Source organism: Arthrobacter sp. Marseille-P9274 (assembly GCF_946892675.1).
Classification (GTDB): domain Bacteria; phylum Actinomycetota; class Actinomycetes; order Actinomycetales; family Micrococcaceae; genus Crystallibacter.
Genome location: NZ_CAMPOV010000003.1, coordinates 337,567 through 355,845 on the forward strand (window position 1 = coordinate 337,567; position 18,279 = coordinate 355,845).

At 64.5% G+C, this 18,279-nt stretch carries 16 protein-coding genes and 2 pseudogenes; 6 read left to right on the forward strand and 12 right to left on the reverse strand.

From position 1 onward, the window contains the following. Positions 1 to 46 precede the first annotated feature (46 nt). Together OC550_RS18905 and OC550_RS18910 are read right to left on the reverse strand one after the other, a co-directional pair. Positions 47 to 1,612: an amidohydrolase gene (locus OC550_RS18905; RefSeq protein WP_262107487.1), complete on the reverse strand. Its 1,566-nt coding sequence runs from the start codon at positions 1,610 to 1,612 to the stop codon at positions 47 to 49. A 63-nt stretch (positions 1,613 to 1,675) separates the two neighbouring features. Further along, on the reverse strand, positions 1,676 to 2,476 hold the full coding sequence (locus tag OC550_RS18910) for an SDR family NAD(P)-dependent oxidoreductase (protein ID WP_262107488.1): 801 nt from the start codon (positions 2,474 to 2,476) through the stop codon (positions 1,676 to 1,678). A 268-nt stretch (positions 2,477 to 2,744) separates the two neighbouring features. Here OC550_RS18910 and OC550_RS18915 point away from each other — a divergent pair, with 268 nt between their 5' ends. Beyond that, entirely contained in the window at positions 2,745 to 3,344 is a 600-nt protein-coding gene (locus OC550_RS18915; RefSeq protein WP_262107489.1) for a TetR/AcrR family transcriptional regulator, read from the forward strand. Here OC550_RS18915 and OC550_RS18920 read toward each other — a convergent pair. The 4 genes and pseudogenes from OC550_RS18920 to OC550_RS18935 all read right to left on the reverse strand — a co-directional run. Further along, positions 3,343 to 3,650 (reverse strand): annotated as a pseudogene (locus tag OC550_RS18920) (aldehyde dehydrogenase family protein); the annotation flags it as partial. The gene OC550_RS18915 and the pseudogene OC550_RS18920 overlap by 2 nt on opposite strands. Positions 3,651 to 3,675: 25 nt before the next feature. Then, positions 3,676 to 5,016 (reverse strand): NAD(P)/FAD-dependent oxidoreductase, encoded by a 1,341-nt coding sequence (locus tag OC550_RS18925; protein ID WP_262107490.1) that lies wholly within the window; start codon positions 5,014 to 5,016, stop codon positions 3,676 to 3,678. A 14-nt stretch (positions 5,017 to 5,030) separates the two neighbouring features. Beyond that, positions 5,031 to 5,363, reverse strand: a complete 333-nt coding sequence (locus OC550_RS18930; RefSeq protein ID WP_262107491.1) for a cupin domain-containing protein — start codon at positions 5,361 to 5,363, stop codon at positions 5,031 to 5,033. A gap of 69 nt (positions 5,364 to 5,432) precedes the next feature. Then, complete coding sequence (locus OC550_RS18935; protein ID WP_262107492.1) at positions 5,433 to 6,917, reverse strand: APC family permease; 1,485 nt, start codon at positions 6,915 to 6,917, stop codon at positions 5,433 to 5,435. 141 nt (positions 6,918 to 7,058) lie between these two features. Between OC550_RS18935 and OC550_RS18940 the strand changes: the two genes are divergently transcribed. Further along, the gene (locus tag OC550_RS18940) at positions 7,059 to 7,637 is read left to right on the forward strand and encodes a TetR/AcrR family transcriptional regulator (RefSeq protein ID WP_262107493.1); all 579 of its coding nucleotides are present in this window, start codon (positions 7,059 to 7,061) and stop codon (positions 7,635 to 7,637) included. Positions 7,638 to 8,166: 529 nt separating this feature from the next. Here the strand turns inward: OC550_RS18940 and OC550_RS18945 are convergent. The 4 genes from OC550_RS18945 to OC550_RS18960 form a co-directional block, all read right to left on the reverse strand. After that, on the reverse strand, positions 8,167 to 8,463 hold the full coding sequence (locus tag OC550_RS18945) for an HNH endonuclease (RefSeq protein ID WP_262107494.1): 297 nt from the start codon (positions 8,461 to 8,463) through the stop codon (positions 8,167 to 8,169). Continuing rightward, on the reverse strand, positions 8,460 to 9,170 hold the full coding sequence (locus OC550_RS18950) for a hypothetical protein (protein WP_262107495.1): 711 nt from the start codon (positions 9,168 to 9,170) through the stop codon (positions 8,460 to 8,462). Before OC550_RS18950 ends, OC550_RS18945 begins: the two co-directional genes overlap by 4 nt. An 86-nt stretch (positions 9,171 to 9,256) precedes the next feature. Beyond that, entirely contained in the window at positions 9,257 to 9,874 is a 618-nt protein-coding gene (locus tag OC550_RS18955) for an HNH endonuclease family protein (RefSeq protein WP_262107496.1), read from the reverse strand. A 221-nt stretch (positions 9,875 to 10,095) separates the two neighbouring features. Continuing rightward, the gene (locus OC550_RS18960) at positions 10,096 to 10,689 is read right to left on the reverse strand and encodes an excalibur calcium-binding domain-containing protein (RefSeq protein ID WP_262107497.1); all 594 of its coding nucleotides are present in this window, start codon (positions 10,687 to 10,689) and stop codon (positions 10,096 to 10,098) included. 33 nt (positions 10,690 to 10,722) lie between these two features. Between OC550_RS18960 and OC550_RS22410 the strand changes: the two genes are divergently transcribed. The 3 genes and pseudogenes from OC550_RS22410 to OC550_RS18970 all read left to right on the forward strand — a co-directional run. Beyond that, positions 10,723 to 10,914 (forward strand): hypothetical protein, encoded by a 192-nt coding sequence (locus tag OC550_RS22410; RefSeq protein WP_368736949.1) that lies wholly within the window; start codon positions 10,723 to 10,725, stop codon positions 10,912 to 10,914. 1,249 nt (positions 10,915 to 12,163) lie between these two features. Further along, on the forward strand, positions 12,164 to 13,510 hold the full coding sequence (gene nhaA, locus OC550_RS18965) for a Na+/H+ antiporter NhaA (protein WP_262107498.1): 1,347 nt from the start codon (positions 12,164 to 12,166) through the stop codon (positions 13,508 to 13,510). A gap of 60 nt (positions 13,511 to 13,570) precedes the next feature. Beyond that, positions 13,571 to 14,247, forward strand: a pseudogene (locus OC550_RS18970) (fructose-bisphosphatase class II); the annotation flags it as partial. A 218-nt stretch (positions 14,248 to 14,465) separates the two neighbouring features. Here the strand turns inward: OC550_RS18970 and OC550_RS18975 are convergent. Next, positions 14,466 to 15,770, reverse strand: coding sequence for a sodium:proton antiporter (locus OC550_RS18975; protein WP_262107499.1), 1,305 nt, complete (start codon positions 15,768 to 15,770; stop codon positions 14,466 to 14,468). Between the two features lie 988 nt (positions 15,771 to 16,758). On the opposite strand from OC550_RS18975, the gene OC550_RS18980 reads away from it, so the two are divergent. Further along, positions 16,759 to 17,769 (forward strand): fatty acid desaturase, encoded by a 1,011-nt coding sequence (locus tag OC550_RS18980; RefSeq protein WP_262107500.1) that lies wholly within the window; start codon positions 16,759 to 16,761, stop codon positions 17,767 to 17,769. A 135-nt stretch (positions 17,770 to 17,904) separates the two neighbouring features. Here the strand turns inward: OC550_RS18980 and OC550_RS18985 are convergent, their stop codons facing one another. Then, entirely contained in the window at positions 17,905 to 18,084 is a 180-nt protein-coding gene (locus OC550_RS18985) for a hypothetical protein (protein WP_262107501.1), read from the reverse strand. Positions 18,085 to 18,279: the final 195 nt, after the last annotated feature.

Below are 18,279 nucleotides of genomic sequence, written 5' to 3' on the forward strand. Positions count from 1 at the left end.
TCTGACCAGCATCGTCGCAGGCATCGGCTGAGTGGGGGCGTGAGGCTCAGTTCGGCTGGTACACCGTCCGTCCCTCAAAGACGGTACGGAGGACCTCGGTGCCCCCGATCTCCTGAACGGGGACCTCGAAGAGGTTGCGGTCGAGGACGATGAAGTCGGCTGTCTTCCCCGCCTCAAGACTGCCCTGGTGTCCGGCCCGGTTGACGGCCTTGGCCCCGGCCAGCGTGACTGCATGGATGGCGCGCGGGAGGTCGATGGACTCAACGCCGTGCTCCAGCATGCCCTGCAGCCCGGGAAAAAGGTTGGGGTTTTCAGTGATGATCCAGTCCGACCCGACCGTCATCGTGGCACCGTGTCTTAAGACGGAGTTGAACTTGAAGCCGGATTGCAGACCGTATTCGGGGATATGCCATAGCGCGGGAGACATCTCGGCCGTCACGTTCAGCTCGGGCAGCCGGTCATAGTCCTGATCGCTGATGAATCCGGCGTGCGCCACTTCGTGCGCTGGACCGTCCGACCCGTTCCGGCTGCGCACTTCGGCAATCGCATCGAGGGCGGTGCGCACTGCCCCCTCACCCGCGCAGTGAATCTTGACCGTGAGACCCTGAGCATCGAAGTCGGTCACAGCACGAACAAGCTCGTCGCGCGGCACCAGAATCTTCGACGCGTCCACGGTGTTCTGTTCGGTGAGATTTGCCTGCGTCATGTGGGGAGGCAGCGGGGCTCCGTCGAGCCAGATCTTGATAAATCCGGGATCGACATGGGGAGTGCGCCACACGTCCCGGTCCTCGATGAGCCGGTCGAGTTGTTCGCGGCTGGCGCCGCCGAAGCCCTCTTCCCGCCAAACGAGGTGTGCCGCCACGCGAAGCGCCATGGAGCCGTCCTCGTCCAACGTCCGCAGTGCCCTGAGTGTCTGAGGGTTCGCCGATGCTTCCTGGACGGAAGTGATCCCGTATTTGTGGCACATGGAGACAGCCCATGCCACGGCGTCTACGGCGCTTCGTTCAGGGTAGTCCGGAATTGCGCGCAGGACGGGCCAGCGGCCCTGCTCGACCATTTCGCCTGTGAGGCGTCCCGTGGCATCACGGACGAGCCGGCCGCCCGCCGAGTCTTCGATCGACTCGTCGACGCCCGCCAACTGCAGTGCGCGGGAGTTGGCCAGGCCGTGGTGAATTGAGTAGTCGTACAGGAAAACAGGCTGGTCGGGGAACGCCTCATCGAGGAAGTCCCTGCTGGGAGGTTCCTTGCCGAATGAGTCCGGAAAATATTCACCACCGATGAGCCACTCGTTACCCTCACTGTCGATGGGGCCCTGGCAGTGGCAGGACCGGAGCTCCTCGATAATCCGATGGGCGTCGGCAGCGGAGGTGAGGCGGGCCTCGAACTTAAATTTGAGCCCGCTGAAGAGCAGGTGCAGGTGGGCGTCATGGATCCCCGGCATGGCCATTCGCCCTTCCAGGTCCACAAATTCGGTGTCCCGGGGGGCGATTGAGCGCACCTCGTCCTCGCTGCCGACGGCCCTGATCCGTCCCTCCTCCACCAGCAGGGCCTCGGCCCACGGCTGGTCAGGGTTGACGGTGTAGAACTTTCCATTGATGAACGCTGTTGTCACCGATGTTCCTTCCATATCAGTCGCTGCGGCCGGGACGTGGTTCGACCGCAACGGGCTGCATTGCTAGTTGTCCTCATAGACCAGAGCCGCCACGTCGACCGCGGAAGCCCCACCGTCAATAGGAATGATGGCCCCCGTGAGATACGACGCTCCCTCGGAGAGGAGGAAGGCGATTACGGAAGCGATCTCGGCGGCGGCGCCCGCTCGCCGCAAAGGGACATGCCGAGTGGCGAGGTCGTACGCGGCCTCAAGTGGGACATCGTCCCGGTCTGCCACAGTCATCAGAGCAGAGGCGGACATCTCAGTCTTGACCAGCCCGGGGCAGACGAGGTTCGCGCGGACGCCTACCTTGCCGTACTCCACCGCGACGGACTGCAACATCAGGCCCAGCCCTGCCTTCGACGCGGCGTAGCCGCTCAAGAACGAACTGGCCCTCAGTGCGGCCAGCGACGCCACGCCGACGATGGAACCCCCGCCGTCCGGGAAGTGCGGGATGACTGTCCGGGCCAGCCGTGCCGCCGCGACGAGGTTCGTCTCCAGCATGTCCCGCCACAGCGCGTCAGTGGTATCGGAGAAGCGCCGGGCATGCGCAATCGCAGCGTTAAGCACAACGCCATCGATCCGGCCGAACCGCTCGAGGACAGCGCCGACGACCTCATCAGCACTTGATTCCCTGCTCATATCAACCGCAATCGGATGCGCTCCGATGTCCGCGGCAACCCTTTCCAAGACCGACGCCCGGCGGCCGCAGATAGCCACCTCCCATCCGCTGTCGGACAAGAGGCCGGCGGTCGCCGCGCCGATGCCCGTGCCGCCACCGGTCACAATCGCAACCGGCCAGCCGCTGTTTTCCTCATTGCTCACGTTTTCGACCTTCCGATGCTGCTGGGGCGCAGCGCGCCGCAGCATGAATGTGTGAGAGGTGTAGTCCCGAAGCGCGGATCCAGATCTCCCTCAACCTGGACGTACCCGGTAGGTGAGGTGGGCTGACGATGCGCGCGTGGCAACACAGTGCGGGTCCGGAACTGGCAGCGAAACTTTGTGGGCTCCGCCACACCCGTGACTATACATTTGTTTAGTTTGGCGTGTCAACGGCGTTTCTGTCCTTGGTAGAGCCGGTTATGCTCGGACCATGAGCCACCCCGGGACCCAAGCCAGCAAGCCCTCGAGCCCCGCACACGGGGAGGGACGCGCAGCTCTTCTCGCGGCCGTTGTTTCGGTCGTGGCACGAAAGGGGATGAGGGGATTCACATTCCGTGCGGTAGCCGCGGAAGCCGGGGTAAATCACACGCTCATCAACCACCACTTCGGGTCAATGCAGGCATTGCTTGTGGCCACGACGGAATGGGTCGTGGAGCGGTCCATTGAGGAAACGGGGCTCGCCTTGTTCGCAGACTCGAGTGAGGAGTTCGCCGAAACTCTTATCTCGTCCGCCGCCAGGAACCCGGAACTTCAGATGTTCCAACTTGAAATCATTATCGAATCCCGGCGGCAGCCCGAACTGCGGGTAGCCGTCAGCCGGCTCTATCAGGCATACGTAGATTCGGTTCGCGACGCCTTGCAGAGGAGGGGTTTGTCCGGCGATATGGAGGAGGCGAGGGTTATATTCGCGGCCCTGAACGGGCTGGTGCTACAGCTCCTCACCGTCGTGGATCCCGAAACCATCCGCTCTGCACTCGTGCACGTCGGAAGCATTCTCGGCACGACCGATGCCGTTCAGGACGGAACCTAAGCGGCTTGCCCTGCTCGCGGGAGAGCAACACTGCCAATGCCTCGGCGTTCGCCTCGACCGCGTCCGCGGCACGATACATGTAAGCGCTGCACTACTCATGTCCGAGGGCGGCCCATCCCGGCTGGGCCACCCTCGGGCCGCGGTTACGGCAGATTCGAGATCCGCTACCGTGTATTCGGGTGCGCGGCCCACGAGTTCACCCGTGGCCGGGTCCAGGATGTCGCGGCCGCCGTCGACCGGCTGGATCGCGGCAAGCAGGTCAGCCGCGGTGGCGTGGCCAGTTTCTAATGTGGTTTCGGTGCTCATGTTCTTCTCTTATGTTCTTGGCGTTTTATGCGGTGGGTGCCGGAACGGTTTGGGGCGCGCTGGTCACCGCGACGGAGTGGGCGAGCTGGTCTCCGACGGCCCGTGCGGCGTCGAGTCCGCTTTCGATGGCTCCGTCGATGAAGCCGCCCCAGCCGTTGGCAAAGTCTGATCCGGCGAGATGGATGCGACCTTCGGGGCGTTGGAGCTCGGCCAGGGAGTGGGTGAGGTAGCCGGTGTAGTGCATGGGCCAGGTAGAGAGCGAGTATTCGTCGTCCACCCAGTTGTGGCCTGCGACCTCGAGGACTTCCAGGCCGGGCACGAGTGTGTCAAGGATTGCCTGGGCGGCTTCGGGGTCGTCGACGTCGATGGCGGAGGCGTCGGGGCCGAAGCAAACGAGTGTGGTGGCGTCCTCGTCGATGTATTCGGCCTGCACGAAGTTCAGCGGGGCGTTCTCGGGTCCGAGGGCCACGAACCGTTCCTGCCGTCCCTTGACCTTGATCCACAGTTTCGCGCCGCGCCCGGCCTGCCCCCTGGCTGCCGCCTCACGCTTGGCGGGCGAGAGTGCCGGCTGGATGTCGATGTCGTTAAGCACGCTCAGCGGCAGGGCGAGGATCAGTTCCCGGGCGGCATACTGCTCGCCGGAGGAAGTCAGCACGGTGACGCCGGCGTCGTCCTGGCTGATGGAGACGACGGTCTGGTTCAGCCGCACGTCGGCGGTGGAATCGGCAAGGATGGCTTCGGCGAGGCGGCGGGTGCCGCCGTCGATTTTGAAGCTGGCGCAGGCCTCGAACATGGTTTGCCATGACCCGGTGGCGACGGCGCACCAGCGCAGGGCCTGGGTGTAGGCAGCCTGGTCCAGCTTGCCGTTGAAATTGAGCGTCCAGAAGGAGCGCAGGAGCTGGCGCTGGTCTTCGGGCAGGTCCAGCCGGTCGATGGCGTTGGAGAGGGTGATGCCGTCGATCTTCGCGACCTCGGGGTTTGCCAGCGGAGACCACGGCAGCGGGAAGTACCGGCGCGCGTCGGCCAGCAGGGCCTGGTTGGGGGCGTCCAGCAGTTCCAGCAGCGTGTCGGCGTGGCCTTCGTGCCGTTGGCCGTCCGCGACCCAGTAGGCCTTGGTGAACTCGGGGCCGGGGACGGGGTCGATGGCGTAGCGTCCCATTTCTGCCCACACGTAGGGCTGTGTCCAGTGCACCCATGTGCCGCCAAGCTCGAGGTTACGGCCCATTCGCTCGTCGAGGTGCGTGCGGCCGGCGATCCGGTCCCTTGCCTCGAGGAGGGTGGTTTTGTGGCCGCGGCGGGAAAGCTCGCGGGCAGCGGTCAGGCCGGCGAAGCCTGCGCCGACGATGATGACGTGAGTATTTTTCATAGTGTTGGTCCCGGTTAGCTGTAGACGAAGAATTCGATGGTGGGTTCGACGACGGTCCACCGGGTCATGGCGCCCGCAGAGAAGGAGGCCATGGAGCCGGCGGTCAGGTCGAAGGCGTCGCCGTCCTTGACCTCGATGCGCAGATGCCCGGAGACGATGTAGATGGTCTCGTCTTCGTCGATGGGCAGGTCGAAGGGTTCCGGGGCCTCCTCGGGGGTCACTTTCCAGATGCCGGAGGACAGTTTTTCGTTGCCGTTGTCGCCGGGGCGGCGCAGCCACTGCACGGTGCCGAGCTCGAACGGTTCAAAGGCGGTGTCGTCGTGCCGGGCATGGAAGACCTGGGACATGGTGTTGCTCCTTGGGTTAAGTGTCGTGGGCAGGTTCTTGAACAGGTGGGTGCAGAAGGTGCGGTGGAACTAGGCGGGTCCGGCAGTCGAGGGCCCCGCCGTCGAGTCCGCCTCCGGAGTGCGGGGTTCGCGGAGTAGGGGCAGGCGGTCCTGGAATCTACGGCGAATGACGAAGAGGATCAGGGAGAGCAGGAGGATGCCGACGCCGATTCCCAGTTCGACCGGGCCGCCGTAGCCGGAGAGTTCGGAGGAGAAGGCGCCGACGACGAGGACGGCGGCTCCGTAGACGGTGAGCACCACGGCGAGGGGGACGGCCCAGGCACCGAGCTTGAACGTACGCGGCGCGTTCGGCCGGTCTCTGCGCAGGAGCAGGAAGCCGGAGACGGCGAGCAGGATGGCGAGGAGATAGCCGATATTGGCCGCGACGAGGATGCCGATCGGGTTGGAGACGAAGAGCACGAGAAGGATGTTCATGATCACGGCGGCGATGATCGCCCGGGCCGGAACCTGGTGGCGGTTGAGGGTTTCCAGCTGGCGCGGGACCAGGCCGTCAATGGCGGCGCCGTAAAGGGCGCGGGAGCCGTCGGCCATGCTGGCGTTGACGCCCATCAGCAGCGCGCCGATGGTGATGACGAGCGCGGCGTCTCCGGCGAAGCCCGCCGGCAGCACCGAGGCGAAGCCGTTGACGAAGACGGCGGTCGGGTCGGCGGCGGCGTCGGCCTGGGAGATGAGCCCGCCGATGCCGATCGGGACGAGGGCGAACATCATGAAGGTGTAGCCACCGGAGGTGGACAGGGCCCGGCGGGCGTCCTTGTTGCTGCGGTACTCGGGGGTGAACGCGGCACACATTTCGGTGCCGTAGGCGGTCCAGCCGACGAGGTAGAGCCAGACGGCGGCGTCCTGCCAGCCGCCCCAGTGATCGGCGCCCGGCTGCCCGAGGCCCCAGGTGAGGTTGGATGCCTCCCACTGCCCGCTGACCAGCGGGGCCACCACGAAGGTCAGCAGCGGGATCAGCAGCAGGGCCCCGAAGATCTTGTTGACCCAGGCCGCAGGCTGCGCACCAAACAGATTCGGCACCATGAGGGCGAGGATGAACCCGATGCCGATCAGCTGCGCCACGCCCACCTGCAAAAAGCCCAGATCCAGCGCCCACGTCGCCTCGGGAAGCCAGCGTGCCTGGATGATCGCCCCGGCGGTAAGGCTGACGATCGAGATGACCGCGGACCAGCCGAACCAGTAACCGAACGTGGCCAGGGCGCCGGCCGGCGCGAACCGACCCTTCCACGCCTCGTGCGCGTAGACCGGAACCCCTCCCGGCTTATCGGGGAACATCGAGGCCATCTCCGCGAACAGGTGGTTCTGCGCCCAGCCGATGGCCGCTGCCAGCGCCCAGACGAACATGGCCGACAGGGCGCCGATCGCGGCCATCGTCGGACCGAAGGAAACGAAAAGACCGCCCGAGACGGCCATGGCGAGAGCAAAGGCATCCTGCCAACGCAGCGTGCGATGCAAAGCGGGAACGGTGTCTGTGTGCTCGAGTGAACCAGCCATCATGCGGCCTTTCAGCAGGATTGGGACTAAGCGGGGGTGAATGGAGCCCCACAACGGGAGCGACGTGCGCCGCGTCACAAACAACAACTATGCATTTGCTTAGTTTTACTGTCAAGGGGCGTTTTTCCGGTCTAGACTCGGGTTGTGGCATCTCTGCGGAATAACAAGTACGGCGAGGGGCGGGAGGCCCTGCTTGCAGCCACCGTGGCCGTGGTGGCCGAACGTGGGCTGCACGGGCTGACCCTGCGCGCCGTCGCCGAGGTTGCCGGAGTGAATAACACCCTGATCAGCCATCACTTCGGCAGCAAGGACGCACTGCTGCACGAGGCCGTTGCCTGGGCGACCGCGCGCGCCATCCGGTTGAGCGACCTGTCAGCCACCGAGCTCATCGACGGAGGTTTCGCGCGCGCTCTGGTGGAGTTGGTGGCCAACGAACCCCAGCTGCAGGCATTCCAGTACGAATTCGTCCTGGAAGCCCGTCGACGCCCTGATCTGCATAACGAAGCGGTGGCCCTCTACGAGGGATACATTGGAGCACTCGAGCTGGCCCTGGTCCGCCAAGGCTACGTAAACACCAAGCCGCTGGCCCGTGCCGTCTTCGCCGCGTTGGACGGGCTGGTCCTCCAGCAGCTCACTGTGGCCGACGCGGATGTCGTACGTGAAGCCATCGAATGCGTTGGCCGCCTTCTCGAGACCCACCTGATGGCGAGTCAGCCGGCATAAAGGCATTTTCAGCTCTCTGGTTCTGCGGGCCAGATGCTACTTCGGAAGTCGGGACCCATTTCGGAGTAGAGGAACGTATTCCCGAGGTTCCGCTCTACGTGGGGAAGTCCGAAGACGACCTCGTACGGCGGGATCTGAAGACCCACTTCGCCATTGAACGAGGAGACCGATCCACGACCGGTTCATTAACGCTACGCCGATCTTTTGCAGCCGGATTCCTCCGCGCGACGCCTCCTTGTCCCGTCAAAGGCACAAGCCTCTATTGATGGGAATGAGAGGGGTGAGATGCATTGTTGAGACAGTGCAGCCCAAATTAGCCGGCAGTGTGTGGCACTGCCGGTGTGCCATTCACGCAGTCCTAATAATCGGTCGTTAGATGCGACGGAGTTCTGCAGCAAAACCGATATTGCTCAGCTGGACCAGAACGGGTCTCATCGTCGGTTGCCTGTGAGGGTTGCCATTACCGCCCGCGCCGCCCCAAGAGGAAGAATGACCGCGTGGCCTGACGGAGGCGGTCACGCCGCCCCAATCAAACGGGCAAGACTTTATCGGATTTGGCGCGGTTGCACTTCCAGCACAGTGTCTGCAGGTTCTCGGGCGTCGATAGTCCGCCCTTTGAGACCGGCATGATGTGATCCACTTCCAGAAGAAGATGCGGTTCGGCAGCAATCGATATCGCACAGTAGCGGCAGGTGTGGTTGTCACGCTCCTTGATGAGCTGACGGAGCTTAGCTGTCATCAGGGCACGCTGGCCTGCAACGCTCTTGCTAAAGCGGATCTTCTCCGAAAGCGTCTCAACGAGTGCGTCGATCGTCTTGGTGTTCAACTTGATGGTTGTCCGCTGCGAGCTGTTCCCACCAGCACTGACGTACTCGAAGGCATAGACAGGGTACGCACGCGGATCGGGGAGAGTTCGACTCCGACATGCTCCATGAACTCATTCTTGTAGTGCTGCAGGATGAACGCGGGGGGCTCGATTGAAGTCGTGATGCTCGCCTCGCGTTGCCGGAGGTTGTCGATCGCATTCTCGAGTCGAGCAATGTCCTCGCCAAGGCCTTCTACTTCGGTGAGGTGTGTTTCGTCGGCCTTGATGTTGAAGTACTTCATTAGGTACTTGAGGGGATCGGCTTTGGCGCTGCGGACGACCTGCAGAGAGCAATTATGTACGTTTGAGGCCTTGTAGTCCGCTTCGTGGCGGTCGCGCCGATAGTTGTGGTGGCTCGTGTTCTCGAACTTCGCCAGGTGCGAGTGGGCACCGGTCGATGAGACGCCGAGCTGGAAGGATCCTTGATTACGAATCTCGGAGGTGTACTCGGCGATCGCATTGTGTTCGGCCACGAACGAAGCGATCTCGGCTTTCTTGCGTTGGAATTCTTCGCTGGCGAAGTATCGCTCCTTGCGGATATGCCGGATCACACCAGGCAGTATCAGGCACACAGCAAGAAGCAACGCAATTGGCAGAACGACGTACCAGTACTCCACCATGAGCGACAGCAGGACGGCAACAACCCCGAGTGCGATGAGGTACGGCAATGATTTCTCCTTATTCAGCGGGGTTCGATTTGAAGATAGATGCCCGGACATCGATGGTCTTCGACGCGAGATAAAGGCTCAGGCTGTCAGCCGGCGGGCATCCCTTGGGTGGGGCACTGCGTGGCGACGACTCGTTCGATGGAGTCGTGCTCCGCCTGGCTCATCCAGAGCCCGTACTTCGCCTTGACCGCGATTTGCCGGGCGACATAGTCGCAGCGGAAGGACAGATTGGGCGGGAGCCACGTCGCCGCGTCACCATCGCCCTTGGACACGTTGGTCGGCCCGTCGACCGCGAGCAGGTTCAACGGGTCGTTGGCGAACTCCACGCGTTCATCGGCGCCCATTAGTTGGGCGCCCTTCTGCCACGCGTCGGAGAGAGCCACGACGTGGTCGATCTGCACCTTGGTGCTGGTCTCCTGCCCGCGGACGAAGTTGATCGTCGTCCCGGTAAAGGGGTCCTCTAAGACGCCCGAGAGAATGACGCAGCTCTGGGTTCCCGGCTTGGCCGTGGTGGCGGTTAGGTCGCGGGCGAGGATGTCGTTGCGGGCATCGCACCCGTTACGATCAGGATCTTTCCACCCGCTGCCGAACAGGTCCCGGTCATAACCCGTCTTCGGGGCCCGTCCCTTGATGGGGATCGTGGCGATCTGTGCCAGCACCGTCCCGGACCCGACCCGCCGCCCCTCCGATTCAGGGGTGGCCACGGGAGACGTGATCCGTTCGATCCCCGCGCTCCCGCGGGGGCTGGGTTCCTTTGTTGGGGCCTCAGACCAGATGATGATCGGTGGGGCGATAGGTGCTTCGGACCCGATAGTGATCGGATCGGCCGGCGGGGCTGCGACGCTTGGGGCGCCGCAGCCCGTCACCGATAGCATCAGGACGGCGCCGAGAACTCCATGCCCCCGGCGCCGAAGGCTGCGGTTGGTCATTCGCAGGCGACGCCGTCCCCGTCGCGATCCAGCTTCCTGCTGTATCCGGGGTCTCCCGCATAGATCGGAGCCGCGCCAGCGGCCCGGACGGCGGTGCAGTTGGCGTAGAACGTCGACGACGCTCCGGGGTTCGGGACATTCGCCTTTTCCTGCGCGGCGAGCCGTTCTGCCTCGGCCGCAGCGGCCTTCCGCTCTGCCTCCGCCTCCGCCTTGGCCGCGGCTTGCTGTGCGGCCTTTTCCTCGGCGGCCTTCTTCGCTGCTGCTTCCTTCTTCGCCTTTTCCTCGGCCGCCTTCTTCGCCGCATCACCGGCGAACACCCCAAACCCGTCACTGACGAGGTCCTTGACACGGTCGACGCGATCATCGTCCTGGGCACCGAAGCCAGGCTCGAACCCCGTCAAGGAATCCGCTTCGAGGTCTGGGAAACCGATGAACCCTCCGAACGCGGCATCGAAGGCATGGAACGCATGCGCCTCGTCCGGGACGACATCAAGGCCCGCGTCCAGCGGCTTTACGCGGAGCTCACCGGGAACTAGGAATCCCGGCCCCGGCACGCCCACGTACCCCCGCGGGGGCCTCACCGCGCACATGCAGGGAAACTGCGCGGCATCCTCACCCCCTATATCGAGGTCGCGAGGAAATCGAAGAATCCCGGCCCTAAACTAGGAGGCTCTAAACGCAAGTCAGGCCGACAGGATTTTTCAGACGTTCGCAGGCGGGCGAAGGAACGGCGCCTTATGCGAAGCGGCACTGGCCCGATCCCCCGCACCATTAAGGAGCAGTACATCGCTGCCCATACCAAACTCCCCCTCTAAGTTGCCACTCCCTGCGGCCGGAGCTGCCGGTTCGCCTCGGCGCCATCCGTCCTGGCACTTGCTCCCTATCCTTCGCCTAAATGCGATTGCGCCCTCGCGGAGCGACGTCCTCCGTACTCGCATCCTAAGAACCGATAACGGCGCTTAGGTCAGGTCAACCAATAGAAGGTAGTGGACCGCGCCAAAGCCTAGTGGGTGCATAAGGAAACCCCAAAGTAGGGGATTGACTTTTCCCCGAACTGGGGGACTGACATTTTCACAAGATTGATCGGCCATCCTCTTGGTGTGGTCGAAGGTGGTTGCTGGCACTCCAAAATGGATGCATGGCCACGCGCTGGGCCCGGTTTCGTCTTCCGCCCCCGCTGGCGATACCGGGTCCAGTTATCCTGCTGCACCACATTCCTGTTCAAGTACCCAGCGGTACGGGCATCACGTTGCCGATAACGGCGCTTTTATCTTCCTGGCAGCCATAAACGCCGGGAGTACACTCGCCCCGGCTACGATGGCACCGTAACGGAATCCGGCCCGCAACTGCGCTCAAAGCTACCGTGGCTCCAGGAGGAATCATGCCGATACAAGAACCAGTTATCGAACCCGGGTCCGAGGCAGACCTCGCTATCAAGCGGGCGTTAGAAGCGGCGAACCTGCGAGCAGAAGATCGTCAAAGCACCTCTACCAACCCTGTCGTGCAGGATTGGCAGCCTTCCGCCGCTGAAGCGGGCGATTTAGCGGGAGCAGACGACGGCGACTAGCAACACAAGTCGCAGGGCAAGAACCAATTCCGCTCCTGGGCCTTCGAGAGAGATAGCACGACCGCGCAGATCGCCGATAACGGCGCACATGTTGCTCTGTGCAAGTGGGGTACGTGGCTCGGTTCGTGGGGCCGATAGGGCGGCCGGTAGGATGGGAATGTGCCCGAACATGCCGAGTCGATCCGCTTCTCGCGGGCACGCCTGTCTTCTGTGGTGACGTTCCCTAATTCCCGGCTGATCACCAAGCGTGCCAGCGGGACGAACGGGTGGATGAGTTCCTGGGGGACGAACGCCCACGGTGAGATTGCCGGCTGCCCGCCGCCACGGCCGCGGCGCTAACCTTCCCTTGCTCCGGGCGAGCCTCCACGATTACGCCTGCGGCATCTGCCGTTCCCCTTGATGCGTACCCGTCCGGATGCCTGCAGGGAAGGTTCCCGTTTATAGCCGTTTCCGGCTTCTGTCATTCCCTTTCCCTGTACTGATTGCTGAGGATCATGATGAGCGGATCATCCCCTTCTCCTTCCCCCAAACCCACGTTTCCGGCGCGCCGGAGCTATCCCGAGGTGCTGCGCATCGGGGAGCTGCTGCGCAAGGAAACCGTCGGCGGCATCCTCCTCGTGACGGCCGCCGCCATCGCCCTAATCTGGGCGAACTCCCCCGCCGCGGCCGGCTACTTCGCGCTGCGGGACTTCACCATCGGCTACGAGCCCTGGCACCTGAACCTCAGCCTGGGGGCCTGGGCAGCGGACGGACTGCTCGCCGTCTTCTTCTTCCTGGTCGGACTCGAGCTGAAAAAGGAGTTCGTCGCAGGTGACCTGCGTAAGTTCGACCGCGCGGTGGTGCCCGTGGCGGCCGCGGTCGGCGGCGTCGCGGTCCCTGCCCTGATCTACGCCGCGGTCAACCTTGCCAGCCCCGAGACGCTGCGCGGCTGGGCCATTCCCACGGCGACCGATATCGCGTTCGCAGTCGCGGTCCTGGCCATCGTCGGCTCGCACCTGCCCGCCGCGCTGCGCCTGTTCCTGCTCACCCTGGCCGTGGTCGATGACCTGATCGCCATCACCATCATCGCCCTGTTCTACTCCGAGGACATCCACTTCACACCGCTGCTGCTGGCCCTCATCCCGCTGGCACTGTACACGCTCCTGGCGCAGAAATTCCCCCGCTTCTTCGGCCTGAATCCGTCCGCGGCCTGGTTCATCCTGCTGCCCCTGGGCGCCGTCGTCTGGGCACTGTTCCACGCCTCGGGCATCCACGCCACCGTGGCCGGTGTCCTGCTCGGCTTCGCGATACCGGTCATCCGCAGCCGGGCCAGCGGCGGCCCCGATGCCGGGCCCGGCCTCTCGGAAGTCTTCGAACACCGCTTCCGCCCGCTTTCGGCCGGCATCGCCGTTCCCGTGTTCGCCTTCTTTTCCGCCGGCGTCGCGGTAGGCGGCCGGGACGGCCTGGTCTCCGCCCTGACCGATACGGTCACCCTTGGCATCGTGCTCGGCCTGGTCGCCGGCAAACCCCTGGGCATCGTCGGCACCACCTGGCTGCTGACCAAGACCACCAGGGTCCGCCTCGACCCAACACTGCGGTGGATCGATATCACCGGCATCTCGCTGCTGGCCGGCATCGGCTTCACCGTCTCCCTACTCGTGGCCGAACTGAGCTTCGGCGCCGGCAGCGCCGCGAACGACCACGCCAAGGTCGCGATCCTCACCGCTTCCCTACTCGCCGCCCTGCTCTCGGCGGTGATCCTACTGGCCCGCAACCGGCAATACCGCCGGATCGAAGAAACCGAGAAGGCCGACGCCAACCGGGACGGCATCCCCGACGTCTACCAGGAACCCGAGCCCAACTAGCCGCCCAACCCCGCCCCCGCGCTCCCCTGGACCGAGAATGAGGACAAGAAATCATGAGCTTTGACCAGCAGACCGGCGGATACGCCCGGCTCTCCCCACCCGGCCGTAGCCGACCATGAACCGGACCGGAACCTGGCCCTGGAACTGGTCCGGTCACCAGGCGCCGCCATCGCCGGCGGCAGCTGGGCCGGCTTCGGCGACAAGAACCGGCCGACGGCGCCGCCGTCGACGCGATGCGCAAGGTGCTCTCCACCGTGCGCTTCAACGGTGTCGTCGTCATCGGCGAAGGAGAAAAAGACGAAGCCCCAATGCTCTACAACGGCGAGCAGGTAGGAGACGGCACCGGACCGGCATGCGACGTCGCGGTCGACCCGATCGACGGGACCCGGCTGACCGCGGGCGGCTACGACAACGCCCTGGCCGTCCTCGCCGTCGCCGAACGCGGCAGCATGTTCGATGCCTCCAGCGTGTTCTACATGGAAAAACTCGTCACCGGCCCCGAAGCCGCCGACCTCGTCGACCTGCGCCTGCCGGTAAAAGAGAACCTGCACCTGATCGCCAAGGCCAAGGGCCTGAAAGTGCACCAGCTCAGCATCAGTGTTCTCGACCGGGAACGCCACCACCGGCTGGTCGAAGAGATCCGCGAGGCCGGCGCCCGTACCCGCTTCATCATGGACGGAGACGTCGCCAGCTCAATCGCCGCCGTGCGTGAGGGAACCGGCACCGACGCGGTCATGGCAGCCTGCTCGCTGCCTCTAGCAAACCGCCGATAACGGCGCCTATGTCTTAGCGGGAGTACTGCCTTTCCGCTGTTACCGGGAATTCGGCTGAATTTCACTCGAGGTCGATGAACACTCCAGTTGACCCTCTGCGGCGCCGGCATGGACCGGATGGGGCTTTAGGCCTACTGGGGCCGGTCGGTGGACGTACCGCCCTAGACGTTGGGAGAACGGGTTCAGATGGCGGTGCGGGGCGCTTCCCCTGTGCTTCCGGTGCGCCGGATGGCTTTGCGTTTGCGGGCCTGGTCCAGCGCGTTCATCACCGGGCCGGCGGTAATCCCGTGGACGAGGATCGAGGCGACGATCACCACGCCCACGATGCGCCACAGGGCGGGGGCGTCCTGCATGAACCGGTCTTCGGACAGGGCGTAGGACAGATAGTAGAGCGATCCGATGCCGCGCACCCCGAAGAAGGAAATGACGATGCGTTCCCAGGGTCCGGTGCCGCCCCGGGCGAGGGAAACCCAGGCAGACAGCGGGCGGACGAGCATCACGAAGGCCAGTGCCACCGCCACTTCCGTCCAGGTGGTCCCGGCCAGCAGTCCGCGGGCGACGGCACCGCCAAGCAGGACGAGCAGGACCACGGTCAGCAGCCGTTCGAGCTGCTCGATGTAGCTGTGCAGGATCCGGTGGTAACCGTGCGTGTGCTCATGGGCGCGGATCGTGACCGCACAGACGAACACGGCGATGAACCCGTACCCTTCGACCGCCTCGGCGGCACCGTACGCCAGGAAGGTCGCCGCCAGGGCCACGAATCCCTCGGAATGTTCGGCCAGCCGGATGCTTTTCCGGGGGGCGCGGAAGAACGCGGCACCGAGCAGCCGGCCGACCCCGTACCCGATCAGGCAGCCCGCGGTGAGCCGCCAGAGCAGGTCCACTCCCAAAAACTGCGGCAGCCAGGCCGCCGGCGCGGTGCCCGCAACGCTCAGCGCGATCGCCAGATACACGAAGGGAAAGGCCAGTCCGTCATTGAGCCCGGCCTCCGAGGTCAACGCGAACCGGACCTCGTCCTCCCCTTCCAGTTCGTCCTCCGCTTCGGCCGGCTCACCGACCTGGACCTCGGAGGCCAGCACGGGGTCCGTGGGCGCCAGGGCCGCGGCCACCAGGACCGCCGCGGCAGCGCCCAGGCCCAGCGCCCACCAGCCCAGCACGGCCAGCCCCGCCACGCACAAGGGCATGGCCACCGCCAGCAGCCGCCAGGTTGTAGCCCAGGAGCGCAGACCAAACGCCCGGTCCAACGACAGCCCAGCGCCCATCAGCGAAACAATCACACACACTTCGCTCAGACGCAGAGCGACGTCCGGATGCGCCAGCGGATCCGGATCAGGCAGCTCGCCCAGCACCGCGAAAGCAAAAACACCCGCACCGAGAAACACCATCGGCATCGACACCGGGGCCCGCATCAGCACCCGGGGAAGCAGGGCCGCTGCGAACACCGCCAGACCCGCGGCCGCGTAAACCAGACTCGGAACCTCAAACATTTCTGCCTTCCCTCCCTACCCCCGTCCCGCTGCAGCTCCGTCGCCTTGCAAGACGACGGAACTTCTCTTGCCCTAAGACAGCAGCCCCTGTGTAGGCCACGCCGGTTCCGGCGCATATGCAGCTCTGTTGAGCTCATTTGTACAGGTCGGAGGGTCAGGTTTGAAGGTATGGCAAGTACCCGGGCATGGTACTGACAGTGTCACAAGGCCGAGCCGGGTGAAAACACCAGCACGATACCGGCACGCCCCCTGATCGAGGACCCCTCGTCCGGCTCCTGATACCAGCCCCGGCGAGCCCCGGGGGTGCCGTTATCGGGCCTTTGATTGCGTCAATCGCCAACCATCAGGGGCGAGGAATATATACGGCTCCGAATGACGGACTGCGCCAAGCGCGAGACCCGAATTGGACCCCGCAACTGTTCAGGCTCCTGGGCGACAGGCACGGGAGCAGAAACTTTCACAAGACCACTGCCGACGGTGACGCGCTGTCGTTGCCCTTCACGGTGTCGAGCCCCGGACACTTTTTGAAAAGGAGCCCGGTTGCCGTACGCGCCCTTCTCGCTGAATCCCACAGACGTAGCCCGGCAGAACCTGGCATCCACGTGGTTCCGGCGCTGAGCACCTCCTGAGTGCGCGCACCCGGATTGCCATCCTGGACGAGGCACTCGAGGTCGCGGACCAGCGCACCGTAAGTTAGCCGGCCGTCCGGCTGTATCCTGCACGCCGGGACGATTCGAACGCCCCCCGTCAGCCAGGTGCAGTCTTGCAGTGCGCCCCCAAACGTGGGGTAATTGCTGGTCTTCGCCCGGGACATCCCCGTACCCTTAAGGCAGGTTCCGGGGTTCAAGCAATGGACCCCTCCCGGGCCCCTCGTAGTACTGAGGTGACCATGGACGCTCACCATACCGCGCCCCGTCCGGCGGCCCGCGCCGCCCCGCCTGTCCGAGCTTCAAAAGAGCCCAACGGCATAGCCACCGGATACCTTGCGTTGGCTGCCCAGGTCCGCGAAGCGGGTCTGCTGCGCCGCCGGCGCGGCTACTACATCACGCTGTTCACCCTGCTCATGCTTGCCCTGGCCGGAGCCTGGACCGGCTTCGCGCTGCTGGGCGCCAGCTGGTTCCAGCTTCTTATCGCGGCGGTGCTGGGCATCCTGTTCACCCAGTTCAGTTTCCTGGCCCATGAAGCAGCCCACCGGCAGGTCTTCGCCTCCAAACGCGTCAACGAGTGGGCGGCCCGGCTGATCGGCACCGGCCTGGTCGGCATCAGCTACGCGATGTGGGTGCGCAAGCACACCCGCCACCACGGCTTCCCCAACCAGGTGGACAAGGACCCCGACATCCACACCGGCGCCGTCGCCTTCCATCCCGACGCCGCCGCCGCCAGGCGCGGCCTCATGATGCCCGTGACCCGGTGCCAGGGCTGGCTGCTCTTCCCGCTGCTGCTGTTCCTCGGATTCAGCCTGCATGTCGACTCGGTCAAATACCTGCTCCGGCCTGCCGCAGTCGACCACCGGTGGTTCGAGATCCCGCTCCTGGCCGCCCGCTTCGCCCTGCTGGTAGGCGTCGTCTTCTTCTTCCTGCCCGCCGGTATGGCCCTCGCCTTCATCGGTGTCCAGGTCGCAGTGTTCGGGTTTTACATGGGGGCCTCGTTCTCCCCGAATCACAAGGGCATGCCCATCTACCCCAAGTCCGCCCGGCCGGACTTCGTCACCCGCCAGGTCACCGCGTCCCGCAACATCCGCGGCGGCATCATCATGGACCTGCTCATGGGCGGGCTGAACCGCCAGACCGAACATCACCTCTTCCCCGACATGCCCCGGCCCAGCCTGCGCAAAGCCGCTTCGATGGTCCGCCGGTACTGCCAGGCACACGACATCCCCTACACCGAAACAGGGCTGATCTCCTCCTACGCCCTCATCGTGCGCTACCTCAACGGCGTGGGCATCGCCGCCACCGACCCCTTCCACTGCCCCGTCGCCGACATCTACCGCCCCGACTAGCCCGGGGCCGCCCATCGCACGGCTTCCAACTCCGCACGGATACACAAGCACCGATAACGGCGCATACGCCGGTCTGCTTAGGAAATGTGGGGCTAAGGCAAGTCATAGGAGGTTCCCTCGGGGACGTCGAGCTTTCTACTCGGTCATGAATATCGGGATGGCATAGAAAAGGACGCACGCTCCTCCAATTATGGAGAGAGCAAGGTAAAGCTTCCGCTCCGATGAAAAAGCCTCGTCCTTGGCCCTTGGATGCCGGACCGCATACGTGGCCGAAACCGTGATAAGCACCAGTCCGAGAAGCATGACGAGGAACATGCCGTCATGGTAAGCCAAAGCCAGGGACCATCGGAGTCCGGTCTTCAGTGGCGAGCACCTGGGACCGGCACCGTCCCGATGATCCCGATAGCGGAAGCAGTTCTAACCGGGCCCCGTGAAGTAGGCATCCTCGGATAGAGACAGAGCATGGCGGCAATCTGCTGGAGGCCATGCAGTCAGGGCTGCTGGAAGGAT

Coding starts and splice junctions, on each gene's coding strand:
- OC550_RS18915 (WP_262107489.1), top strand. CDS start 2,745: ATGAGCCACCCCGGGACCCAAGCCAGCAAGCCCTCGAGCCCCGCACAC.
- OC550_RS18925 (WP_262107490.1), bottom strand. CDS start 5,016: ATGAAAAATACTCACGTCATCATCGTCGGCGCAGGCTTCGCCGGCCTG.
- OC550_RS18930 (WP_262107491.1), bottom strand. CDS start 5,363: ATGTCCCAGGTCTTCCATGCCCGGCACGACGACACCGCCTTTGAACCG.
- OC550_RS18935 (WP_262107492.1), bottom strand. CDS start 6,917: ATGATGGCTGGTTCACTCGAGCACACAGACACCGTTCCCGCTTTGCAT.
- OC550_RS18960 (WP_262107497.1), bottom strand. CDS start 10,689: ATGTGCGCGGTGAGGCCCCCGCGGGGGTACGTGGGCGTGCCGGGGCCG.
- nhaA (WP_262107498.1), top strand. CDS start 12,164: ATGAGCGGATCATCCCCTTCTCCTTCCCCCAAACCCACGTTTCCGGCG.
- OC550_RS18975 (WP_262107499.1), bottom strand. CDS start 15,770: ATGTTTGAGGTTCCGAGTCTGGTTTACGCGGCCGCGGGTCTGGCGGTG.
- OC550_RS18985 (WP_262107501.1), bottom strand. CDS start 18,084: ATGTTCCTCGTCATGCTTCTCGGACTGGTGCTTATCACGGTTTCGGCC.